The sequence below is a fragment of the Mycobacterium sp. PSTR-4-N genome (assembly GCF_022348085.1).
Taxonomy (GTDB): domain Bacteria; phylum Actinomycetota; class Actinomycetes; order Mycobacteriales; family Mycobacteriaceae; genus Mycobacterium.
In genome coordinates this window covers 1-20,076 of the sequence record NZ_JAKRFN010000018.1, presented here as the reverse complement: position 1 = coordinate 20,076, position 20,076 = coordinate 1, and the positions used below count along the sequence as shown (strand labels likewise).

The 20,076-nt window shown below is 69.5% G+C and carries 23 protein-coding genes and 2 pseudogenes; 21 read left to right on the top strand and 4 right to left on the bottom strand.

Features of this window, described 5'->3' with window-relative positions; genetic code table 11:
• Positions 1 to 12: 12 nt before the first annotated feature.
• Together MHN84_RS21305 and MHN84_RS21300 are read left to right on the top strand one after the other, a co-directional pair.
• Positions 13 to 1,035: pseudogene (locus MHN84_RS21305) on the top strand (methyltransferase domain-containing protein); the annotation flags it as partial.
• A gap of 45 nt (positions 1,036 to 1,080) precedes the next feature.
• Complete coding sequence (locus MHN84_RS21300) at positions 1,081 to 2,448, top strand: glutamate-1-semialdehyde 2,1-aminomutase (RefSeq protein ID WP_241206610.1); 1,368 nt, start codon at positions 1,081 to 1,083, stop codon at positions 2,446 to 2,448.
• On the opposite strand, the gene MHN84_RS21295 is transcribed toward MHN84_RS21300, so the two are convergent.
• A complete protein-coding gene (locus MHN84_RS21295; protein WP_241206609.1) occupies positions 2,426 to 2,665 on the bottom strand; it encodes a YciI family protein in 240 nt (79 codons plus the stop codon). The two genes, MHN84_RS21300 and MHN84_RS21295, sit on opposite strands and share 23 nt — an antisense overlap.
• Positions 2,666 to 2,721: 56 nt before the next feature.
• Positions 2,722 to 3,519: a hypothetical protein gene (locus tag MHN84_RS21290; protein ID WP_241206501.1), complete on the bottom strand. Its 798-nt coding sequence runs from the start codon at positions 3,517 to 3,519 to the stop codon at positions 2,722 to 2,724.
• Positions 3,520 to 3,531: 12 nt separating this feature from the next.
• Here MHN84_RS21290 and MHN84_RS21285 point away from each other — a divergent pair, with 12 nt between their 5' ends.
• From MHN84_RS21285 to MHN84_RS21245, 9 genes are all read left to right on the top strand, one after another.
• The gene (locus MHN84_RS21285; RefSeq protein ID WP_241206500.1) at positions 3,532 to 4,524 is read left to right on the top strand and encodes a Ppx/GppA phosphatase family protein; all 993 of its coding nucleotides are present in this window, start codon (positions 3,532 to 3,534) and stop codon (positions 4,522 to 4,524) included.
• A gap of 27 nt (positions 4,525 to 4,551) precedes the next feature.
• The gene (locus MHN84_RS21280) at positions 4,552 to 5,706 is read left to right on the top strand and encodes a hypothetical protein (protein ID WP_241206499.1); all 1,155 of its coding nucleotides are present in this window, start codon (positions 4,552 to 4,554) and stop codon (positions 5,704 to 5,706) included.
• Between the two features lie 5 nt (positions 5,707 to 5,711).
• Complete coding sequence (locus tag MHN84_RS21275; protein WP_241206498.1) at positions 5,712 to 6,557, top strand: sugar phosphate isomerase/epimerase; 846 nt, start codon at positions 5,712 to 5,714, stop codon at positions 6,555 to 6,557.
• Between the two features lie 16 nt (positions 6,558 to 6,573).
• Positions 6,574 to 7,392: a thioesterase family protein gene (locus MHN84_RS21270; protein ID WP_241206497.1), complete on the top strand. Its 819-nt coding sequence runs from the start codon at positions 6,574 to 6,576 to the stop codon at positions 7,390 to 7,392.
• A gap of 33 nt (positions 7,393 to 7,425) precedes the next feature.
• Positions 7,426 to 8,316: a pyrroline-5-carboxylate reductase gene (gene proC / locus MHN84_RS21265; protein WP_241206496.1), complete on the top strand. Its 891-nt coding sequence runs from the start codon at positions 7,426 to 7,428 to the stop codon at positions 8,314 to 8,316.
• Between the two features lie 139 nt (positions 8,317 to 8,455).
• Positions 8,456 to 8,716: a helix-turn-helix domain-containing protein gene (locus MHN84_RS21260; protein WP_241206495.1), complete on the top strand. Its 261-nt coding sequence runs from the start codon at positions 8,456 to 8,458 to the stop codon at positions 8,714 to 8,716.
• A 92-nt stretch (positions 8,717 to 8,808) separates the two neighbouring features.
• Positions 8,809 to 8,910, top strand: a complete 102-nt coding sequence (locus MHN84_RS21255) for a 30S ribosomal protein bS22 (RefSeq protein WP_003402602.1) — start codon at positions 8,809 to 8,811, stop codon at positions 8,908 to 8,910.
• 30 nt (positions 8,911 to 8,940) lie between these two features.
• Positions 8,941 to 10,017, top strand: a complete 1,077-nt coding sequence (locus tag MHN84_RS21250; protein WP_241206494.1) for an SDR family oxidoreductase — start codon at positions 8,941 to 8,943, stop codon at positions 10,015 to 10,017.
• Between the two features lie 66 nt (positions 10,018 to 10,083).
• Positions 10,084 to 11,154: a lysophospholipid acyltransferase family protein gene (locus tag MHN84_RS21245; RefSeq protein WP_241206608.1), complete on the top strand. Its 1,071-nt coding sequence runs from the start codon at positions 10,084 to 10,086 to the stop codon at positions 11,152 to 11,154.
• A gap of 10 nt (positions 11,155 to 11,164) precedes the next feature.
• Here the strand turns inward: MHN84_RS21245 and MHN84_RS21240 are convergent, their stop codons facing one another.
• Positions 11,165 to 11,698 carry a MaoC family dehydratase N-terminal domain-containing protein gene (locus tag MHN84_RS21240; protein ID WP_241206493.1) on the bottom strand — a complete coding sequence of 178 codons (534 nt, stop codon included), beginning with the start codon at positions 11,696 to 11,698 and terminating at the stop codon, positions 11,165 to 11,167.
• Positions 11,699 to 11,762: 64 nt separating this feature from the next.
• Complete coding sequence (locus MHN84_RS21235) at positions 11,763 to 12,674, bottom strand: HAD family phosphatase (protein WP_241206492.1); 912 nt, start codon at positions 12,672 to 12,674, stop codon at positions 11,763 to 11,765.
• Between the two features lie 39 nt (positions 12,675 to 12,713).
• Here MHN84_RS21235 and MHN84_RS21230 point away from each other — a divergent pair, with 39 nt between their 5' ends.
• The 10 genes and pseudogenes from MHN84_RS21230 to MHN84_RS21185 all read left to right on the top strand — a co-directional run.
• Positions 12,714 to 12,968 (top strand): glutaredoxin family protein, encoded by a 255-nt coding sequence (locus MHN84_RS21230; RefSeq protein WP_241206491.1) that lies wholly within the window; start codon positions 12,714 to 12,716, stop codon positions 12,966 to 12,968.
• Positions 12,969 to 13,024: 56 nt separating this feature from the next.
• Positions 13,025 to 14,395, top strand: a complete 1,371-nt coding sequence (locus MHN84_RS21225; protein ID WP_241206490.1) for a glutamyl-tRNA reductase — start codon at positions 13,025 to 13,027, stop codon at positions 14,393 to 14,395.
• A gap of 7 nt (positions 14,396 to 14,402) precedes the next feature.
• Positions 14,403 to 15,338 carry a hydroxymethylbilane synthase gene (gene hemC / locus MHN84_RS21220; protein ID WP_241206489.1) on the top strand — a complete coding sequence of 312 codons (936 nt, stop codon included), beginning with the start codon at positions 14,403 to 14,405 and terminating at the stop codon, positions 15,336 to 15,338.
• A gap of 8 nt (positions 15,339 to 15,346) precedes the next feature.
• The gene (locus tag MHN84_RS21215) at positions 15,347 to 17,020 is read left to right on the top strand and encodes a bifunctional uroporphyrinogen-III C-methyltransferase/uroporphyrinogen-III synthase (protein ID WP_241206607.1); all 1,674 of its coding nucleotides are present in this window, start codon (positions 15,347 to 15,349) and stop codon (positions 17,018 to 17,020) included.
• A 14-nt stretch (positions 17,021 to 17,034) separates the two neighbouring features.
• Entirely contained in the window at positions 17,035 to 18,015 is a 981-nt protein-coding gene (gene hemB, locus MHN84_RS21210) for a porphobilinogen synthase (RefSeq protein ID WP_241206488.1), read from the top strand.
• Complete coding sequence (locus MHN84_RS21205; RefSeq protein WP_241206487.1) at positions 18,012 to 18,443, top strand: hypothetical protein; 432 nt, start codon at positions 18,012 to 18,014, stop codon at positions 18,441 to 18,443. The genes hemB and MHN84_RS21205 overlap by 4 nt, the downstream gene beginning before the upstream one ends.
• 18 nt (positions 18,444 to 18,461) lie before the next feature.
• Positions 18,462 to 18,914: a hypothetical protein gene (locus MHN84_RS21200; RefSeq protein ID WP_241206486.1), complete on the top strand. Its 453-nt coding sequence runs from the start codon at positions 18,462 to 18,464 to the stop codon at positions 18,912 to 18,914.
• Entirely contained in the window at positions 18,911 to 19,408 is a 498-nt protein-coding gene (locus tag MHN84_RS21195; protein WP_241206485.1) for a DUF3093 domain-containing protein, read from the top strand. Before MHN84_RS21200 ends, MHN84_RS21195 begins: the two co-directional genes overlap by 4 nt.
• The gene (locus MHN84_RS21190) at positions 19,405 to 19,686 is read left to right on the top strand and encodes a hypothetical protein (protein ID WP_241206484.1); all 282 of its coding nucleotides are present in this window, start codon (positions 19,405 to 19,407) and stop codon (positions 19,684 to 19,686) included. The genes MHN84_RS21195 and MHN84_RS21190 overlap by 4 nt, the downstream gene beginning before the upstream one ends.
• An 81-nt stretch (positions 19,687 to 19,767) precedes the next feature.
• Positions 19,768 to 20,076 (top strand): annotated as a pseudogene (locus MHN84_RS21185) (IS110 family transposase); the annotation flags it as partial.

The window sequence follows — 20,076 nt, the reverse complement described above, 5'->3', positions numbered from 1 at the left end:
AGCCATCGTGACATGAGCGCCCCACTGATCGACGGCACGTGCCGGAGCTGTCGGCACCCTCGGCTGCGTCGGGTGCTCGACCTCGGGGCGGTACCCGCCGCCGACCACTTCCCGTCTGCCGATTCGCCGGTGGCGGACGAGGCCGTGCATGCGCTGGCGATGGTGCTCTGCGACGCGTGCGGGTTGGCGCAACTCGCCGAGGACGACACCCAGACCGCCGAGCCGCGCGGGGTCGAACCGCAGGCATTGAAAGACCAAGCCTCTCAGGCCGTTGCGAAGGTCGCGGCGGCCGGTTGGCTGTCGGGCAAGACTGTGCGCGAATTCGGCAGCCCGCACGGCGGCAGCTGGCTGCCGCTGCTGACCGACCGCGGCTACCAGGGCTCGGAAGGCCCCGCTGACGTCGTCCTGGACTGCTTCGGCATCATGCACGAACCCGATCAGCAGGCGGCCTTCGCGCGGCGCGCCGCCACGACCGCGCCAGGCGGGGTGCTGCTCCTGCAGTTCCACACGCTGGCCGCGATCGTCGCCGGTGGGCAGTGGAATGCATTGCGCCACGGTCACTTCGCGTACTACTCGACACCGGCGGTGGTGGCGCAACTCGCTCGGGTCGGCATGCGGGCCGCCGACGCGTGGACGTTCGATCTGTACGGCGGCACGGTGCTCGTGGCCGCCGTGCACGGCAGCGGCGAGCCTGGTCCCGCGGTGGCCGAGCTGCTGCACGCCGAGGCCGCCCTGACCGACCCGGCGACCGTCGCGACGCTCCAGGATGCCGCCGAGACCCAGACCGTCGCGTTGCGGTGCCGGCTGGAAGCCGAACGTCGGGCGGGGCGCCGCGTGTATGCCTACGGTGCGGCGTCGCGGGCAGTTTCGCTGTTCAGCCGCGCCGGTGCCGATGCGTCTCTGGTCGCCGCGGTCGCCGACGCGTCACCGGCCAAGCAGGGCCGCCGCATGCCCGGCACCGACATCCCGATCATCTCCCCGCAGGACCTCGTAGCCTCCGCACCCGACACGGTGCTGCTGACCTTGCCCGACCTGCTGGACGAGGTGTCGCTGCGCTGGCCTGAGCTCGACGGCCGGTGGCTGGTCGACGACTTCGTCTCGGAAACACGAAGTTTCGCCCGTTCCCGGTTTCTGCAGGACCGTCTGCACGATCTCGTCCCCGGTGGGGCCCACACCTACGCCCGTGGCGCCGATCAGTATCCGGAGTCCATGCCCCCGGTGCTGACCCACGGCGCGGGCGCTCGCGTATGGGACGTCGACGGCAACGATTACATCGAGTACGGGATGGGTCTGCGCTCGGTCACGCTCGGGCACGGCTACCCACCGGTCGTCGAGGCCGTGACCCGCGCCATCGCCGGTGGGGTCAACTTCAGCAGACCGACCGCAGCCGAACTCGTTGCCGCCGAGGAGTTCCTGAATCTGGTGCCCGGCGCCGACATGGTCAAGTTCGCCAAGAACGGCTCGGATGCGACGACCGCCGCGGTCCGCCTGGCCCGAGCGGTCACCGGCCGCGGCACGGTCGCGATCTGCGACCAACCGTTCTTCTCCACCGACGACTGGTTCATCGGCACCACCCCGATGGCCGGGGGAATCCCGTCGGGCCATGCGGCCACGACGAAGCGCTTCCCCTACAACGATCTCGACGCGCTGGCCGCGCTGCTGGCCGAGGACGACGTCGCCTGCGTCGTGATGGAAGCCGCCACCGCCACGGCCGAACCCGCGCCGGGATACCTGGAGGGTGTGCGGGACATGTGCGACCGGCACGGCACGCTGCTCGTGTTCGACGAGATGATCACCGGCTTCCGCTGGGCGGCCGGGGGCGCACAGTCGGTCTACGGGGTGACCCCGGATCTGTCGTGCTGGGGCAAGGCGATGGCCAACGGCTTCCCGCTGTCGGCGCTCGCGGGCCGTCGCGAGTACATGGAGCGCGGCGGGCTGCGCACCGACGCCGACCGGGTGTTCCTGCTGTCGACCACACATGGCCCGGAAACGGCGTCGCTGGCGGCGTTCCGCGCTGTTGTCGCGGCGTACCGCACCGAGGATCCGGTGGCGCGGATGGAGCAGGCCGGGCGTCGACTGGCCGCGGGCGCGAACGCGGCCATCGCCGAGGCGGGACTGGCCGACCACCTCACGGTGACTGGCCGCCCGTCGTGCCTGGTGTTCGTGACCCGCGACGCCGAGGGTGCACCGTCGCAGGCCTATCGGACGTTGTTCATGCAGGAACTGCTGCGCCGCGGCGTGCTCGGACAGTCGTTCGTGACGTCGGCCGCTCACGACGACGACGCCGTCGACCACACGATCGCCGCCGTTCGCGATGCCCTGCCGGTCTACCGCTTCGCGATCGACGCGGGAGACGTGGCGGGCCTGCTGCAGGGGCGGCCGGTGGCCCCCGCACTGCGGCGCACCGCCGCGCCGCGGCGGCTCGCTAGCCCGTACGGCCGTCCATGATCTCGAGCACCTCGAAGGTGTTGACCCCGGCGATCACCGAGGGGTCCGCCTCGCCGAGGGCCAGCGCCTCGGCACGGTCGGCGGCCCGCAACACCCCGAGTCCCCACACCCCTTCCGGATCGGCCACCGGCCCGTAGACGACCACCCGCCCCGCGGCCAGCAGTTCCTTCCAGTACTCGGTGTGCCCGGCCATCGCGTCCTGTTCGGCGTCGGTCATCGTCTGCGCAAAATCGGCGCGCGGGGGGATGAGCCGGAACAGGTAGAGCGGATCGCTCACTGCGCGGCCCGTGTGGCGGGATGAACGGCGATCAGCCCTAAACCGCTGCGCCGCTTGCACAGTGCCGCCAATTCGCCGTACGCCTTCTCACCGAGCAGCTCGGTCAGCTCCGGTGCATAGGATTGCCACACCGGCTTCTCTCCGATATGGGCGTTGGGGTCGCCGGTGCAGTACCAGGTCAGGTCGAGCCCGCCTTCGCCCCAACCGCGCCGGTCGTACTCAGTGATCGTCGACTTGAGGATCTCGGAGCCGTCGGGACGGGTGACCCACTCCTGCGTGCGCCGGATCGGCAGCTGCCAGCACACCTCCGGTTTCAGAGTCAGCGGTTCCACGCCCAACTGCAGCGCCTTGGTGTGCAGCGAGCACCCGATGCCGCCCGGCCAGCCGGGACGATTGAGAAAGATGCACGCCCCCTTGTACTTTCGCGTCCGCCACGTGGGTTCGTCGTCGTATTCGTCGAGCTCGAGGTAGCCCTTCTTGCCGAGGCCCTTGTCCCGGAACTGCCAGTCCTCGTCGGTGAGCAGTTTCACGGCGTCGTCGAGCTTGGCGCGGTCGTCGTCGTCGGAGAGAAACGCGCCGTGGGAACAACATCCGTCGTCGGGGCGGTCCGCGACGGTGCCCTTGCACGCCGGGGTGCCGAACACACACGTCCAGCGCGACAGCAGCCATGTCAGATCCGCCGCTATCAAGTGTTTGGGGTCTTCGGGGTCGTAGAACTCCACCCACTCACGGGCGAAATCGAGTTCCACCTCACCCGGGTACGGACCAGTCACGGTTTTCCACGGTAGACCCATTAGGTTGGACGGGTGCGATTAGGCGTGCTCGACGTGGGCAGCAATACCGTTCACCTGTTGGTGGTGGACGCGCGCCGCGGTGGGCATCCCACGCCGATGAGTTCGACGAAGGCCTCACTGCGGCTCGCCGAGGCCATCGACACGTCGGGGAAGTTGACGCGCAGAGGCGCCGACAAGCTGATCGGCACGATCGACGAGTTCGCCAAGATCGCCACCAGCTCGGGGTGCTCGGAGCTCATGGCGTTCGCGACGTCGGCGGTACGCGATGCGAAGAACTCCGAAGACGTGCTGGCGCGGGTGAAGTCGGACACCGGCGTGGATCTGCGGGTGCTCAGCGGTGTCGACGAGTCGCGGCTGACGTTCCTGGCGGTGCGGCGCTGGTACGGCTGGAGCGCCGGCCGCATCATCAACATCGACATCGGCGGCGGGTCGCTCGAGCTGTCGAGCGGGGTGGACGAAGAGCCCGATGTGGCGATGTCGCTACCCCTGGGCGCCGGCCGGCTGACCCGCGAGTGGCTGCCCGAGGATCCGCCCGGCCGCCGGCGCGTGGCGATGCTGCGGGACTGGCTGGCCAATGAGCTCTCCGAGGCCGGGGCCGCGATCACCGAGGCGGGCACCCCCGATCTGGCGGTCGCGACGTCGAAGACGTTCCGTTCGCTGGCCCGGCTCACCGGTGCGGCGCCGTCGGGCGCGGGTCCCCGGGTCAAGCGCACGCTGACCGCAGCGGGTCTTCGCCAGCTCATAGCTTTCATCTCTAGGATGACCGCGTCCGACCGTGCCGAGCTGGAAGGAGTCAGCGCCGACCGTGCGCCGCAGATCGTGGCGGGCGCCCTGGTGGCCGAGGCGAGCATGAAAGCCCTAGGTATCGAAAGCGTAGACATTTGCCCATGGGCGTTGCGGGAGGGCTTGATCCTGCGGAAACTCGACAGCGAAGCCGACGGTACGGCGCTCGTGGGCGGGCATTCGCCCGCCGGGCGGGTGTCGGTGCGTAATGCTGGACGGTAAGCAGGCAACCGCGAGAGCGAGCAGGCGATGACTGGACCAGACGACTACACCAACACCCGACCGATCTCGGTCGCCGAACTGCTGGCCAAGAACGGCACCATCGGCGCACCCCCGGTCGGTGGCCGGCGTCGCCGTCGCCGCGGTAACGCCGATGCCGTCACCGTCGCCGAGCTCACCGGTGAGATCCCGATCGTCCGGCCCGACGAACCCGCCGAGCCCGAGCCGGAACCGGAACCCGAGCCGGAACCGGAGCAGGCCGCAGCCGCCGAGGCCGACGTCGACCACGAGGCCCCCGTCGAGCAGAGCGACGATGTTGCTGATGCGGCGGAGGTGACCGAGGCCGACGACGAGCTCGTCGAGGTCGAGGACTCCGACGATTCCGGTGACTCCGACGCCACCTCGACCGACGTCACCGACGATGAGGTTGTTGCCGAGGAGTCGAAGGACGCCGTCGCCGCGCCGCGCCGCTCGCCGTTCGGCCGGTTCGGCCGCAAGAGCGCGCCGGCCGTCGACGCGGAGCTGATGAGCCCCGACCCGGTGGATGTCGACGCCGAAGGCCCCGTCGACGGCGTCGTCGGCCCTGCCGACATCGACGACACGGTGTCCGAGGACCTCGAGGACGAGGCCGGCGAGGCCCACGACACGGCGCTCGACGACGCGGACGACGACGACACGGCCCTCGACGACACGGCCCTCGACGACACGGCCCTCGACGACGCTGACCATGACGACACCGACGATGACGACACCGACGATGACGAATTGCCGTCGTACCTGCGGTCGACGCAGGATCCGTTGTTCGGTGGCGAAACCGTCGCCGACGACGTCGCGCGCCGCGGCGGTCGGCAACAGTCGGCCGACCCCGCCGACGACCTCGCCGACGATGAGGACGACGACGAACTCGAGCCACAGCGGCAGATGTCGCCGCTGGTCCACGGTCTGTGGGTGGTGGGGCAGAGCGTCGTCGCCGTCATCTTCGGCGCCGGTCTCTTCGTCGCGTTCGACCAGCTGTGGAAGTGGAACAACATCGTCGCGCTGGTGCTGTCGGTGTTGGTGATCCTCGGCCTCGTGGTCGGAGTCCGGGTGGTGCGCAAGACCGAGGACATCGGTAGCACGCTGATCGCGGTGGCGGTCGGCGCGCTCGTCACCCTCGGGCCGCTCGCGCTTTTGCAATCAGGCTGATCGGGGTGCGTCCCGCCATCAAGGTCGGTCTGTCGACGGCCTCGGTCTACCCACTGAAGACCGAGGCCGCGTTCGAGATGGCCGCCGCCCTGGGCTATGACGGCGTCGAGCTGATGGTGTGGGCGGAGTCCGTGAGCCAGGACATCGACGCCGTCGAGGAGCTGTCGAGGCGCTACAGCGTCCCCGTGCTGTCGGTGCATGCGCCCTGCCTTCTCATCTCGCAGCGCGTGTGGGGTGCGAACCCGATCGCGAAGCTCGACCGCAGCGTGCGGGCCGCCGAGCAACTGGGCGCCCAGACCGTCGTGGTCCACCCGCCGTTCCGCTGGCAGCGGCGCTACGCCGAGGGGTTCGCCGCCCAGGTGGCCGAGCTCGAGGCGGGCAGTGACGTCATGGTCGCGGTGGAGAACATGTTTCCCTTCCGCGCCGACCGATTCTTCGGTTCCGGGCAGACGTCGATCGACCGGATGCGCAAGCGCGGCGGTGCCCCCGGCCCGGGCATCTCGGCCTTCGCGCCCTCCTACGATCCGCTCGACGGCGGCCACGCGCATTACACGCTGGACCTCTCGCACGCCGCGACGGCCGGCTCCGACGCCGTCGACATGGCGCGGCGGATGGGGGAGGGGTTGGTGCACCTTCACCTGTGCGACGGCAGCGGCGGCCCGACCGACGAGCACCTCGTCCCCGGCCGCGGCACACAGCCGGCCGTGGAAGTCTGCGAGACGCTGGCCGCCAGTGACTTCGCGGGCCACGTCATCCTCGAGGTGACGACCTCGGGTGCGCGGTCGGCGGCCGAGCGGGAAGAGTTGCTGACCGAGTCGCTGCAGTTCGCCCGCACACACCTGTTGCGCTGACCCTGCAAGGACATCCATGACGAGTTCGACCCTGTTCACCGATGCGATGGCACTGACCCCCGACGGTGCGGGCATCTATCACGGGCTGCTCAACGAGCACTGGACCATCGGCCCCAAGGTGCACGGCGGCGCGATGCTCGCGCTGTGCGCCCACGCCGCGCGCACCGAACTCGCCGAACCCGGAACCGAACCCATCGCGGTGTCGGGCAGTTTCCTGTGGGCTCCCGACCCCGGCCCGATGCAGGTCGTCACGACGGTGCGCAAGCGCGGGCGGCGGGTCAGCCTCATCGATGTCGAGCTGAACCAGGGTTCGCCGACCGCGCTGCGGGCAGCCATCACGCTGGGCCGCCCCGAACACCATGTGCCGCCGCTGTTGTCGGTCAACCCGGTGCTGCCGTTGATGACCCCCGATCCGCCGCCCGGGCTGGAACCGATCGGTCCCGGGCATCCGATGGCCGACGTCGTCCACCTCTCCCGCGGCTGCGACATCCGTCCGTCGTTGACGTCGTTCGCCCCGCGCGGCGACGGTGGCCCACCGCTGATCGAGTACTGGGTCCGGCCCAAGGGCGCGGCGCCCGACGTCCTGTTCGCCCTGCTGTGCGGCGACGTGTCGGCCCCGGTCACGATGGGGCTCAACAGGTTCGGCTGGGCGCCCACGGTGCAGCTGACGGCCTTCGTGCGGGCCGTGCCGGCCGACGGGTGGCTGCGGGTGATGTGCACGACGACCCAGATCGGGCAGGTGTGGTTCGACGAGGACCACATCGTCGTCGACCAGGACGGTCGCATCATCGTGCAGACCCGGCAACTCGCGATGGTGCCCGCCCCTCCCGACTGATTCCGAAGGGCTCGCCGTGTCATGCTGTCCCGCATGGCCAGAATCGCGATCATCGGCGGCGGCAGTATCGGCGAGGCGTTGCTGGCGGGACTGTTGCGTGCCGGGCGTCAGACCAAGGACCTCGTCGTCGCGGAGAAGAACCCGTCCCGCGGCACGTATCTGGCGGACAAATACGGCGTGCGCATCGCGTCGGTGGCCGAGGCGGTCGACACCGCGACGTACGTGATCGTCGCGGTCAAGCCGTCCGACGTGGGCAGCGTGATCGGAGACATCGCCGACACGGCGGCGCGCGCCGAGAGCGACGCGGCCGAGCAGATCTTCGTGACGGTGGCGGCCGGGGTCAGTGCGGCCTACTTCGAGAACAAGCTTCCCGCCGGGTCTCCCGTGGTGCGGGTGATGCCGAATGCGCCGATGCTGGTCGGTGGCGGGGTCAGCGCGGTCGCCCCCGGTCGTTTTGCCACCGCCGAGCACATCCGCGGGGTGTCGTCGCTGTTCGACGCCGTCGGCGGCGTGCTGACCGTCGCGGAGAGCCAGATCGACGCCGTCACCGCCGTCTCCGGGTCCGGTCCCGCGTACTTCTTCCTGATGGTCGAGGCGCTCGTGGACGCCGGGGTCGATGCGGGTTTGACCCGCTCGGTGGCCACCGATCTGGTGGTGCAGACGATGGCCGGCTCCGCAGCGATGCTGCTGGAGCGGTTGGACGCCGAAGGTGCGGGCGGGGACTCCGCGTCGGGTCCCGCCGGGGCGATGGCATCGCCGACCGACACCTCGGCCGCCCAGCTGCGGGCCACGGTCACCTCGCCCGGCGGCACCACCGCCGCTGGGCTGCGGGAACTGGAACGTGGGGGCTTGCGTGCGGCGGTCGCCAACGCCGTGGAGGCCGCAAAAAACCGCTCTGAGCAGCTCGGAATTACACCCGAGTAGTTCAGGAATTTCTCACTGATTAGCCCACACCCGTCGCAGTAACCCCACCCGCCACGCTATTCTCCCAGTGGTAAGCGTGGGTCGGTGCCAGCGGTGGGGAAGCCGCTGGAACTGCCCACGCCTGATGGATTGGGTTGCGATGACGTCTATGAACGGGCCGTCGGCGCGGGATTCCAGCGGAAAGGCGGCGCGCGACGCCGGCCAGTCCGAAGGTCAGCCGCCTCGAGCTCAATTTCTCACCGTGGCCGAGGTGGCCAGCCTGATGCGAGTCAGCAAGATGACCGTGTATCGGCTGGTGCACAACGGTGAGCTGCCCGCCGTTCGGGTCGGCCGCTCGTTCCGCGTCCACGCCAAGGCCGTCCACGACATGCTGGAGAGCTCTTACTTCGACGCGGGCTAGCTCGGGCTCCAGATGGCTGATTTCGGCGCTGGGACTCTCGCCAGGTAATGTCGTCGGTCGAGATCGTCGAAAAAACCGAGGTAGCGGAGTTCATGGGTTCAGTCATCAAGAAGCGGCGCAAGCGCATGTCGAAGAAGAAGCATCGCAAGCTTCTTCGTCGTACCCGGGTGCAGCGCAGAAAACTCGGCAAGTAGTCCGCTTGCGCCTGCCGCTAGGCTGCGGAGATGGATGCTGGGGGTGACTCGGGTGGCTCCGATGCCCGGGACGGTCTGACTTATCCCAAGGTCGTTCTGGTCACCGGCGCGTGCCGGTTCCTCGGCGGTTATCTGATCGCCCGGCTCGCGCAGAATCCCTTGATCAACCACGTCATCGCGGTCGACGCGATCGCGCCGAGCAAGGATCTGCTGCGGCGCATGGGCCGCGCGGAGTTCGTCCGGGCCGACATCCGGAATCCCTTCATCGCCAAGGTGATTCGAAACGGCGACGTCGACACCGTGGTGCATGCGGCCGCGGCGTCGTATGCGCCGCGGTCCGGCGGTCGCGCCACGCTCAAAGAGTTGAACGTGATGGGCGCGATCCAGTTGTTCGCGGCCTGTCAGAAGGCGCCGTCGGTGCGTCGGGTGATCCTCAAATCGACCTCGGAGATCTACGGGTCGAGCTCGCGTGACCCCGTGCTGTTCGCCGAGAGCAGCAGCCGGCGGCGGCCGCCCGGAGAAGGGTTCGCGCGAGACAGCATCGACATCGAGGGGTACGCCCGCGGACTGGGCCGGCGACGGCCCGACATCGCGGTCACCATCCTGCGGCTGGCCAACATGATCGGTCCCGCGATGGACACCGCTCTGTCGCGCTACCTGGCCGGGCCGGTGGTGCCGACGATCATCGGACACGACGCGCGCATGCAGTTGCTGCACGAGCAGGATGCGCTGGGCGCGATGGAGCGCGCGACGATCGCGGGCAAGGCGGGCACGTTCAACATCGGTGCGTCCGGAGTGATCATGATGAGCCAGGCGATCCGGCGGTCCGGACGTCTCGCGCTCCCGATGCCGCGCGCAGCGCTGTCGCTGTGGCGCCCCGGCCGCCCGACCGAGCTCGACCGGGAGCGCCTGGACTACCTCAGCTACGGCAGGGTCATGGACACCACCCGGATGCGCAGCGAACTCGGCTACACACCGAAGTGGACCACCACCGAAGCCTTCGACGACTATGTGCGCGGTCGGGGACTCAAGCCCATCGTGGACCCCGGCTGGGTTTCTGCTGTGGAGCGCCGCGCTGTGACGGCGGCGGCGCGGTTCGGGCGCTAGACTCAGGGCTCAGCGAGGGGGGCGGGGTCACCCCATCTAGAGGCGAAGAAGGTGAGAAGCAAGACGGTGGCGGGCGAGTCGAAGGCGAAAGTCATTCCCCTGCATTCGAATTCGGGGCGAAGTGCAGCGGCCCGTCGGGCGGCATCCCAGCGGGGGGAGCGCTCCCGGCGCCATCCGTCTCTCTACGGTGACGGCGACGGCCGCGCCACCGCCGAGGAGCTGTCCGCCGTCGTTCGCGACATCGACGCCCATCGTGACGCCGGTGGCTTCGGCGCGGGGCCGGACACCGAACCCAGTGAGCTCGCCAACCGGATCGCCGCGGTGGCCGACTTCATCCGCAAGCGCATGGTGGGGGACTACACCGTCGACGAGTTCGGCTTCGATCCGCACCTCAACAACGCGATCTTCCTGCCGGTGTTGCGTGTGCTGTTCAACTCGTGGTTCCGCGTCGAGGTCAGCGGGGTGGAGAACCTGCCGGAGACCGGAGCGGGCCTCGTGGTCGCCAATCATGCGGGCGTGCTGCCGTTCGACGGGCTGATGACATCGGTCGCGGTCCGCGACAACCATCCGGCGCACCGCGATCTGCGCCTGCTGGCCGCGGACATGGTCTTCGACATGCCGGTCATCGGGCAGGCCGCCCGTAAGGCCGGCCACACCATGGCATGCACCGACGATGCGCACCGGCTGCTGGCTGCCGGTGAGCTGACCGCGGTGTTCCCCGAGGGTTACAAAGGCCTGGGCAAACACTTCAAAGACCGCTACAAGCTGCAGCGATTCGGCCGCGGCGGCTTCGTCTCCGCCGCGCTGCGCACCAAGGCGCCGATCGTGCCGTGTTCGATCGTCGGCTCCGAGGAGATCTACCCGATGGTGGCCGATGTGAAGCTGCTGGCGCGGCTGCTCGGTCTGCCCTACTTCCCGGTCACCCCGCTGTTCCCGCTGGCCGGCCCCCTCGGCGTGGTGCCGCTGCCGTCGAAGTGGTACATCCAGTTCGGCGAGCCCATCGACACGGCCGATTACGACGATTCGGCGGCCGACGACCCGATGATCACCTTCGAGATCACCGATCAGGTGCGCGAAACCATCCAGCAGACCCTCTACCAGCTGCTGGCCAACCGCAGGAACACGTTCTTCGGCTGATCCGGGCAGGTTACTGGGCGGTCTGCTTGGCCACCATCGCGCGCAGCGCTTCGTCGCGTCGGGCGGCGATCCGGTCGCTGATCTCGTCGGCCTCGGTGTCCGACTGCGCCTCGCCCATCACCGTGACGACGCTGGTCAGCACCGGCTCACCGCGCTCGTCGGTGACTTCGCCACGCACCTCGGTGACCACGGCGCCGTGCGACTCGGTCACCGAGTCCAGATAGGAGTCGAAGAACAGCTTGTCCCCGGCGAGGATCGGCCGGTGGAAGGTGATCTTCTGATCGCGGTGCAGGACCCGCTCCATGTTGATCGGCACGTCGAACTGGTTGAAGATCTCCAGCTGCACGCGCCGGCCCGCGACGGCGAGGAAGGTCAGTGACGCGATCAGCGCGTCGTGGCCGCACTCCTTGGCCGCCTCCTCGCTGTAGTGCGCGGGGTGGTCGTCTTTGACGGCGCGGGCGAACTCCCGGATCTTCTCGCGGTCGACCTCGAAGTAGTCGGGGTACCGGTAGTGGGTCCCGATGATGTTCTGGGCAATGGTCATGCGTGACCCGCTTTCGTCTCCGCTGTCGTCACTGCGGCGCGAGCCTATCAGCGGCGCCCGTGAGCTATTTCGGGTCGCGACGGGACACCACGGCAGCGAGCGCGCCGCCGACGGCACCCAGGGCGAGCGCCGAGGGCACCCCGATGCGGGCCGCTTTGCGTGCGGTGCGGAAATCGCGAATCTCCCAGCCTCGCTCGCGGGCGAGCTCGCGCAGGTCGGCGTCGGGGTTGATCGCCACCGCCGTCCCGACCAGTGACAGCATCGGCACGTCGTTGAAGCTGTCGGAGTAGGCGGTGCATCGGCGCAGGTTGAGGCCCTCGCGGATGGCCAGCGAGCGCACGGCGTGCGCCTTGCCGGTGCCGTGCAGGATGTCGCCGACCAGGCGCCCGGTGAACACACCGTCGATCGACTCGGCGACGGTGCCCAGCGCGCCGGTGAGCCCGAGTCTGCGCGCGATCGTGTCGGCCAGCTCGTACGGCGTCGCGGTGACCAGCCACACCTGCTGACCGGCATCGAGGTGCATCTGCGCCAGCGCGCGGGTGCCCGGCCAGATCTTGTCGGCGATGATCTCGTCGTAGATCTCCTCGCCGAGCGCCACCAGCTCGGCGGTCGAGCGGCCCTCGATGAACGCCAGCGCCTTGCGTCGCCCCGCCGCGACGTCGTCGCTGTTCTCGCGTCCGGTCAGCTGGAACTTCGCCTGCGCCATCGCGAACCGGGCCAGGTCTTTGTAGGTGAAGTACTCGCGGGCCGCCAGGCCACGAGCGAAATGCACCAGCGACGAGCCGTGCACCAGCGTGTTGTCCACGTCGAAGAACGCCGCGGCGGTCAGGTCCGGAGGCGGCGGGGGCGGGCCCGGTAGCTCGTCACCCAGCTCGATGGCCGGTTCGGTGACGCCGTCGGCGGCGACCGCGGCGCTGCTCTCCCCGGCGATCTCCTGCGCCCGTGATTCGATGCCGATCTCAGTACCGTCGGACACGGGTACAACACTAGGTCACCGGGTCGGGATACTGGCGGGGTGGATCGCGCCGTGCACCTGCTCACCCGCCAGGGTTGCTCGCTGTGTCAGAAGGCGGCCGAGCGGCTGGATGCGTTGCGGGACGAGCTCGGGTTCATGCTCAGCGTCACGGACGTGGACGAGGCCGCCGCGGCCGGCGACAAGGCCCTGCGCGCCGAATACGGGGATCGGTTGCCCGTCGTGCTGCTCGACGGCGTCGAGCACAGCTACTGGGAACTCGACGAGGCGAGGCTGCGAGCGGATCTGGCCGGCTGAGCGAATTTGGCCGCCCACTTGGTCAGCGACTACCTTGGTGGGGTGGTGAGGAAGCCGTGAGCGTATTGCTTTTCGGGGTTTCGCACCGGAGCGCGCCGGTGTCGGTACTCGAGCAACTGAGCACCGACGAGGCCGATCAGGCCAAGATCATCGCGCAGATTCTGCAATCTTCGCTGGTCACCGAGGCCATGGTGTTGTCGACCTGCAACCGCGTCGAGGTGTACGCGGTGGTCGAGGCGTTCCACGGCGGACTCTCGGTGATCGGTCAGGTGCTCAGCGAGCACTCGGGGATGTCGCTGCAGGATCTGACCCGATACGCCTATGTGCGCTACGCCGAAGCCGCGGTCGAGCACCTCTTCTCGGTGGCGAGTGGGCTCGACTCCGCCGTCGTCGGTGAAGCGCAGGTGCTCGGCCAGGTGCGCCGCGCCTACGCCACTGCCGAGGCCAACCACACCGTGGGCCGTACGCTGCACGAGTTGTCCCAGCGGGCACTGTCGGTCGGCAAGCGGGTGCACTCCGAGACAGGTATCGATTCGGCCGGTGCATCGGTGGTCTCCGTCGCCCTGGCAATGGCCGAAGCCCGCATCGGATCGCTCGCCGGCCGGTCAGCCGTGGTGGTGGGTGCGGGTTCGATGGGAGCCCTGGCGGCCAAGCAGCTGATGCGTGCCGGAATCGAGCGCGTCCATGTGGTGAATCGCTCACTGCCGCGCGCCAAGCACCTCGCCGAGAACATCCGCAGCCACGGGCTGAGTGCCGAAGCCTTCCCGTTCGATCATCTCCCGCCGCTGCTCACCGACGCCGACGTGGTCGTGAGCTGCACCGGCGCGGTGCGGCCCGTCGTCACGCTGGCCGACGTGCACCGCGGCCTGGCGCAGCGGTTGGGTGGCACGAAACAGCTGGTGATGTGCGATCTGGGCATGCCCCGTGACATCGATCCCGCAGTCGCCGGGCTCCCCGGCGTCGACGTCATCGACATGGAACGGATCCTGCGGGAACCGACCGCGCGCACCGCGAACGCCGACGCCGAAGCGGCCCGCACGATCGTCGCCGCCGAGGTGGCCGAGTACCTGACCGGTCAGCGGATGGCCGAGGTCACCCCGACCGTCACCGCACTGCGTCAGCGTGCCGCCGACGTGGTCGAGGCGGAACTCCTGCGCCTGGACAACCGGTTGCCGGAGCTGGACTCGGCCCACCGCGACGAGGTCGCCAAGACTGTGCGCCGGGTCGTCGACAAGCTCCTGCACGCCCCCACGGTGCGCGTCAAGCAGCTGGCCGGCGCACCCGGCGGGGACAGCTACGCCGAAGCGCTGCGCGAGCTGTTCGAACTCGACCAGCACGCCGTCGACGCGGTGGCCCGCAGCGAGCTCGGCACTGTCGCTGTCGATGAGTTGAGCATCCCTGCAACCGATCTCGATAGCGCAGAGTGATCACAGAGTGATCCGTATCGGCACGCGGGGCAGCCTGCTGGCCACCACACAGGCCGGCGCGGTCCGCGACGCACTGATCGCTCGCGGGCACGCCGCCGAGCTCGTGATCATCTCCACCGAGGGGGATCGCTCCTCCGCGCCCATCGCCGATATCGGGGTGGGCGTGTTCACCGCCGCGCTGCGCGAGGCGATCGCTGAGGGCACCGTCGACATGGCGGTGCACTCCTACAAGGATCTGCCCACCGCGGCCGACCCCAGGTTCGTCATCGCTGCGATCCCGGTGCGCGAAGACTCCCGGGACGCGCTGGTGGCCCGCGACGGGCTGGTGCTCGGAGAGTTGCCGGTCGGCTCGGTGATCGGGACGTCCTCCCCGCGGCGGACCGCGCAGCTTAGAGCACTGGGTCTCGGTTTGGAAATCCGCCCCCTACGAGGCAACCTAGATACCAGGTTGAACAGGGTAAGCAGCGGTGATCTCGACGCCGTCGTCGTGGCCCGGGCGGGATTGGCCCGCATCGGTCGCCTCGACGCAGTCACCGAGACGCTGGAGCCGGTACAGATGTTGCCGGCGCCGGCCCAAGGTGCATTGGCGCTCGAATGCCGTGCCGGTGATTCCGGCCTGGTCTCGGTGTTGGCGGAGCTCGACGACGCCGACACCCGGGCCTCGGTCATCGCAGAGCGGACCCTGCTCGCCGAACTGGAGGCGGGGTGCACCGCACCGGTAGGCGCGATCGCCGAGGTGGTCGAGTCGATCGATGAGGACGGCCGCGTCTTCGAAGAGCTGTCGCTGCGCGGCTGCGTGGCGACGCTGGACGGATCCGACGTGATCCGTGCGTCCGGTATCGGGACACCCGAGCGGGCACGAGAGCTGGGGCTCTCGGTGGCCGCGGAGCTGTTCGAGCTGGGCGCGCGGGAACTGTTGGACGAACGCGGGAGAGGGACATGACTCGCCAGATGACCTTGCGAGGACGCAAGGGCAAGCCCGGCCGCATCACCTTCGTCGGTTCGGGACCCGGTGACCCGGGCCTGCTGACGACGCGCGCCCGCACTGTATTGGCCAACGCGGCCTTGGTGTTCGTCGACCCCGACGTACCCGAAGCGGTGCTCGCGCTGGTCGGCTCCGAACTGCCTCCGCCGTCAGGGCCGCTGCCGGCCGAGGCGGCAGAGCCCAAAGATGCGTCCGCGGCTGACGCGCCCGCGGAGGCGGCCGAGGCCGCCATCCCCGGTGGCCCCGACATCCGGCCCGCGCTGGGCGATCCGTCCGAGGTCGCCAAGATGCTGGCCACCGAGGCGCGCACCGGTGTCGACGTGGTCCGGCTGGTCGCCGGTGACCCGCTGTCGATCGACGCGGTCATCACCGAGGTCAACGCGCTCGCCCGCACCCAGCTGACGTTCGAGATCGTTCCGGGTCTGCCCGACACCTCGGCCGTGCCGACCTACGCGGGCCTGCCGCTGGGCTCGTCGCACACCGTCGCCGACGTGCGCGATCCGCAGGTGGATTGGGCGGCGCTGGCCGCCGCACCCGGGCCGCTGATCCTGCACGCGACCGCATCGCACCTGCCCGAGGCCGCCCGCACGCTGATCGAATACGGCCTCGCCGACGGCACCCCCGCCGTGGTGACCGCCAACGGCACCACCTGCGCGCAGCGCTCCGTCGAGACCACACTGGCCGGCCTGCTCGACAAGGCTGTGCTGGACAAGCCCGCCGGCGTGGAGCCATCCGGTCCGCTCACCGGCACGCTCGTCGTCACGATCGGCCGCACCGTCGCCAACCGCGCCAAGCTGAACTGGTGGGAGAGCCGCGCCCTGTACGGCTGGACCGTGCTGGTACCCCGTACCAAGGACCAGGCCGGTGAGATGAGCGAGCGGCTCGTCGGGCACGGCGCGCTGCCGATCGAGGTGCCGACCATCGCGGTCGAGCCGCCGCGCAGCCCCGCCCAGATGGAAAGGGCCGTCAAGGGTCTGGTCGACGGCCGGTTCCAGTGGGTCGTGTTCACCTCCACCAACGCCGTGCGCGCGGTGTGGGAGAAGTTCAACGAGTTCGGTCTCGACGCCCGCGCGTTCTCGGGCGTGAAGATCGCCTGCGTCGGTCAGGCCACCGCGGACCGGGTCCGCGCCTTCGGGATCAACCCCGAGCTGGTGCCCACCGGCGAGCAGAGCTCGCTCGGGTTGCTCGACGAATTCCCGCCCTACGACGACGTTTTCGACCCGGTCAATCGGGTCCTGTTGCCGCGCGCGGACATCGCGACCGAGACGCTGGCCGAAGGGCTGCGCGAGCGGGGCTGGGAGATCGAGGACGTCACCGCCTACCGGACGGTGCGTGCCGCGCCGCCGCCGGCACACACCCGCGAGATGATCAAGACCGGTGGTTTCGACGCGGTCTGCTTCACCTCGAGCTCCACGGTGCGCAACCTGGTCGGCATCGCCGGCAAGCCGCACGCCCGCACCATCGTGGCGTGCATCGGACCGAAAACCGCCGAGACGGCAGCAGAATTCGGGCTGCGCGTGGACGTCCAGCCGGAGGTGGCCGCAGTCGGACCGCTCGTCGAGGCACTGGCCGAGCACGCCGCCCGGCTGCGGGCCGAGGGTGCGCTGCCGCCGCCGCGGAAGAAGAGCCGCCGCCGCTAACCGCAAGGACGGTCATGCCCTACCCGAGTCATCGTCCCCGGCGGTTGCGGACCACGCCTGCGCTGCGCCGGTTGGTGTCCGAGACGTCGCTGCAGGCACGTCAACTCGTGCTGCCGATGTTCGTCGCCGACGGTATCGACGAACCCCGGCCCATCGCCTCGATGCCCGGGGTCTACCAACACACCCGGGAGTCGCTGCGCCGCGCGGCCGCCGACGCGGTCGACGCCGGTGTCGGCGGGCTGATGCTGTTCGGCGTGCCGCGCGACGAGGACAAGGACGCGCGCGGCTCGGCCGGTACCGATCACGACGGCATCCTCAACGTCGCCCTGCGGGATCTGTCCGCCGACCTCGGTGACGCCACGGTGCTGATGGCCGACACGTGCCTCGACGAGTTCACCGATCACGGACACTGCGGAGTGGTCGACGAGCGGGGCCGGGTCGACAATGACGCCACCAACCGTCGCTATGTCGAACTCGCTGTGGCGCAAGCGGATTCGGGTGCACACATGGTGGGACCCAGCGGCATGATGGACGGCCAGGTGGCGGCCATCCGCGAGGGACTCGACGCCGCAGGCCACCTCGACACCGCGATCCTGGCCTATGCCGCGAAGTTCGCCTCCGGCTTCTACGGCCCCTTCCGCGATGCGGTGTCCTCCAGCCTGCAGGGCGATCGCCGCACCTATCAGCAGGAGCCGGGCAACGCCCGCGAAGCGCTGCACGAGGTGGACCTCGACATCGACGAGGGCGCCGACATAATCATGGTCAAACCCGCGATGTCCTATCTCGACATCGTCCGGGCCGCTGCGGACCGGTCACCCGTTCCCGTCGCCGCATACCAGGTGTCGGGGGAGTACTCGATGATCTGCGCGGCCGCCGACAACGGCTGGATCGACCTCGACACGGTGGTGCTCGAGTCGTTGACCGGCATCGTCCGGGCAGGCGCCGACCTCGTGCTGACCTACTGGGCCGCCGACGTGGCACGTCGCCTCTCGTGACGGAGCCGAATCCAGCCCGCCCGCCCGGGTCTCCTCCCACCCGCCCGCCGGATGTGGACACCGGCTTCTGGCTGTGGGTCGTCGCGCTGCCGCTGCTGACGGCCGGGTTCGTCGTGGATCTGGTGTCTGGCCCGCAGCGGGCCGGCGGGCTGATGCTGGCCATCACGATCGTGTTCCTCGCGGTGCTGGTCTCGGTGGTGGCGACGTTCCTCGTGCTGTTGCGGCAGGGCTACCGGTGGGTGCGCACGTGTCTGACCGGCGGGGCGATCGCGGCCGTGGTGTTCTCGGTCAGCGAGTTGTTCACCGTCGACCGACCCGAGGTGGCCGCCCTGATCTACGCCGCCGTGGTGATCGTCGGCTCTGTGCTGGTGTGCGGCGGCGTGTTCCTGCTCCACCGCAAAGACGCCCACGACTTCTTCAGCCGCTGATTGGCTACCCTGACCCCGATGCCGACCTCCGCTTCCCGTCCCCGCCTCGTCGACGCCGCGTTCTGGTGCTTCATGGGCGGCGCCGTCATCATGATCGTCGGCGGGTTGCTGTCGGCGACCGCGACGTTCGACGCGGCGAGGCTCGCGATTCCGGCCGAAGTGAGTGACGAGCGCGTCCGCAACTACCTGACGGTGTACCGCCTGATCGGCGTCGGGGCGGTGCTGGCCGCCGGCGCCCTGGCGTTTTTGGCGGGCAAGGCCCGCGCGGGCGACAGCCGGTTCCGGATGGCCACCTTGGCCCTGGCGTTCTCGCTGGTCGGCGTCGTCCTGCTGCTCGCCGTGGGTTTCGGGGTGGGGCAACCGCTGATCCTGGTGGCCGCGCTTCCGATCCTCGTGGGCGCGGCCCTGATGACGCGGCCGCACGCTCGTGCCTGGTACGACCGTGCACCGGAGGGCAAGGAGCTGCCGTGACCGAATCTCCCGCACCGCCGCCTGCGAGCGAGGTGCTGTTCTACGAGCAGGGTGCCAGCTGGCTGTGGGTGCTGGCCGGACCAGGGGCCGGTATCGCCATGGCGTTGATCCAGATCTCGGCGGGCTACGTCCAGTGGCTGGTCCCCGTCGCGTTCTTCGTCCTCGTGACGTTCTTCCTCGGCATCCAGGTCAAAGCGGCACGCATCCACACCTCGGTCGAGCTCACCGCCGACACGCTGCGCCAGGGGACCGAAACCACGCGGACCGCCGACATCGTGCGGGTGTACCCCGAGGCGGACGGCGCGGAGGCGCCGAAGTGGCAGTACGCCCGCGCGCTGGGCGAGCTGACGGGCGTGCCGCGGGGCCGCACCGGTATCGGGCTGCGGCTGACGAACGATCGGACCGCGCAGGCGTGGGCTCGCAAGGACAAGCAGCTGCGCGCGGCATTGACCAACCTGCTCGAGGAGCGCATCCCGCCGGAGAAGGCCTCGTGACCCGCAGGCGGACCCTCGTCGTTCTGACGCTTGGGGTGCTGGCGGCCGTCGGGTGCGTGGCCAGCTGGCTCGCGGCGAGCCGGACCGTGGTCGTCGCTCCGGTGCTCGACGGGCAGCCGTCGACCACGTCGGTGGTGTACTACGCGCCGCTGCTGACGCTGTCGCTGCTGCTGGCGACGATCGCCGGAGTGTTGGTGGTGCTCGCGGTCGCACGGCTGCGGGCACCCGATCCGGCCCCCGCCGCCCCGCCATCCGCGCCCCCACCTCCCGCGGAATAGACGCTATGGGGAGGCTGGGGCCTCACCACATGTGAACGTGGGTTGCCGTCAGGAATTGGGTCCTGGCCGGTAGAGCCACAACTGTGGGAGGCCCCAGTGAAGATTCAGCGTACGAGTGTTGGCTTGGACGTGCATGCACGTTCGGTATTCGGGTGTGGGTTAGACGGTGAGACCGGTGAGGTGTTCACGCGCCGGCTCGGTACCGATCACCGCGAGATCCTGGACTGGGTACAAGGGTTACCCGGCCCGGTCGCGGTGACCTGTGAAGCAGGCCCGACAGGTTTCGGGTTGGCCCGGGCACTGCTGGACAACGAGGTGTCGTGTCTGGTCGCTGCTCCGTCGAAGTTGGTGCGTCCGTGCGGTGATCGGGTGAAGACCGATGCCCGTGAT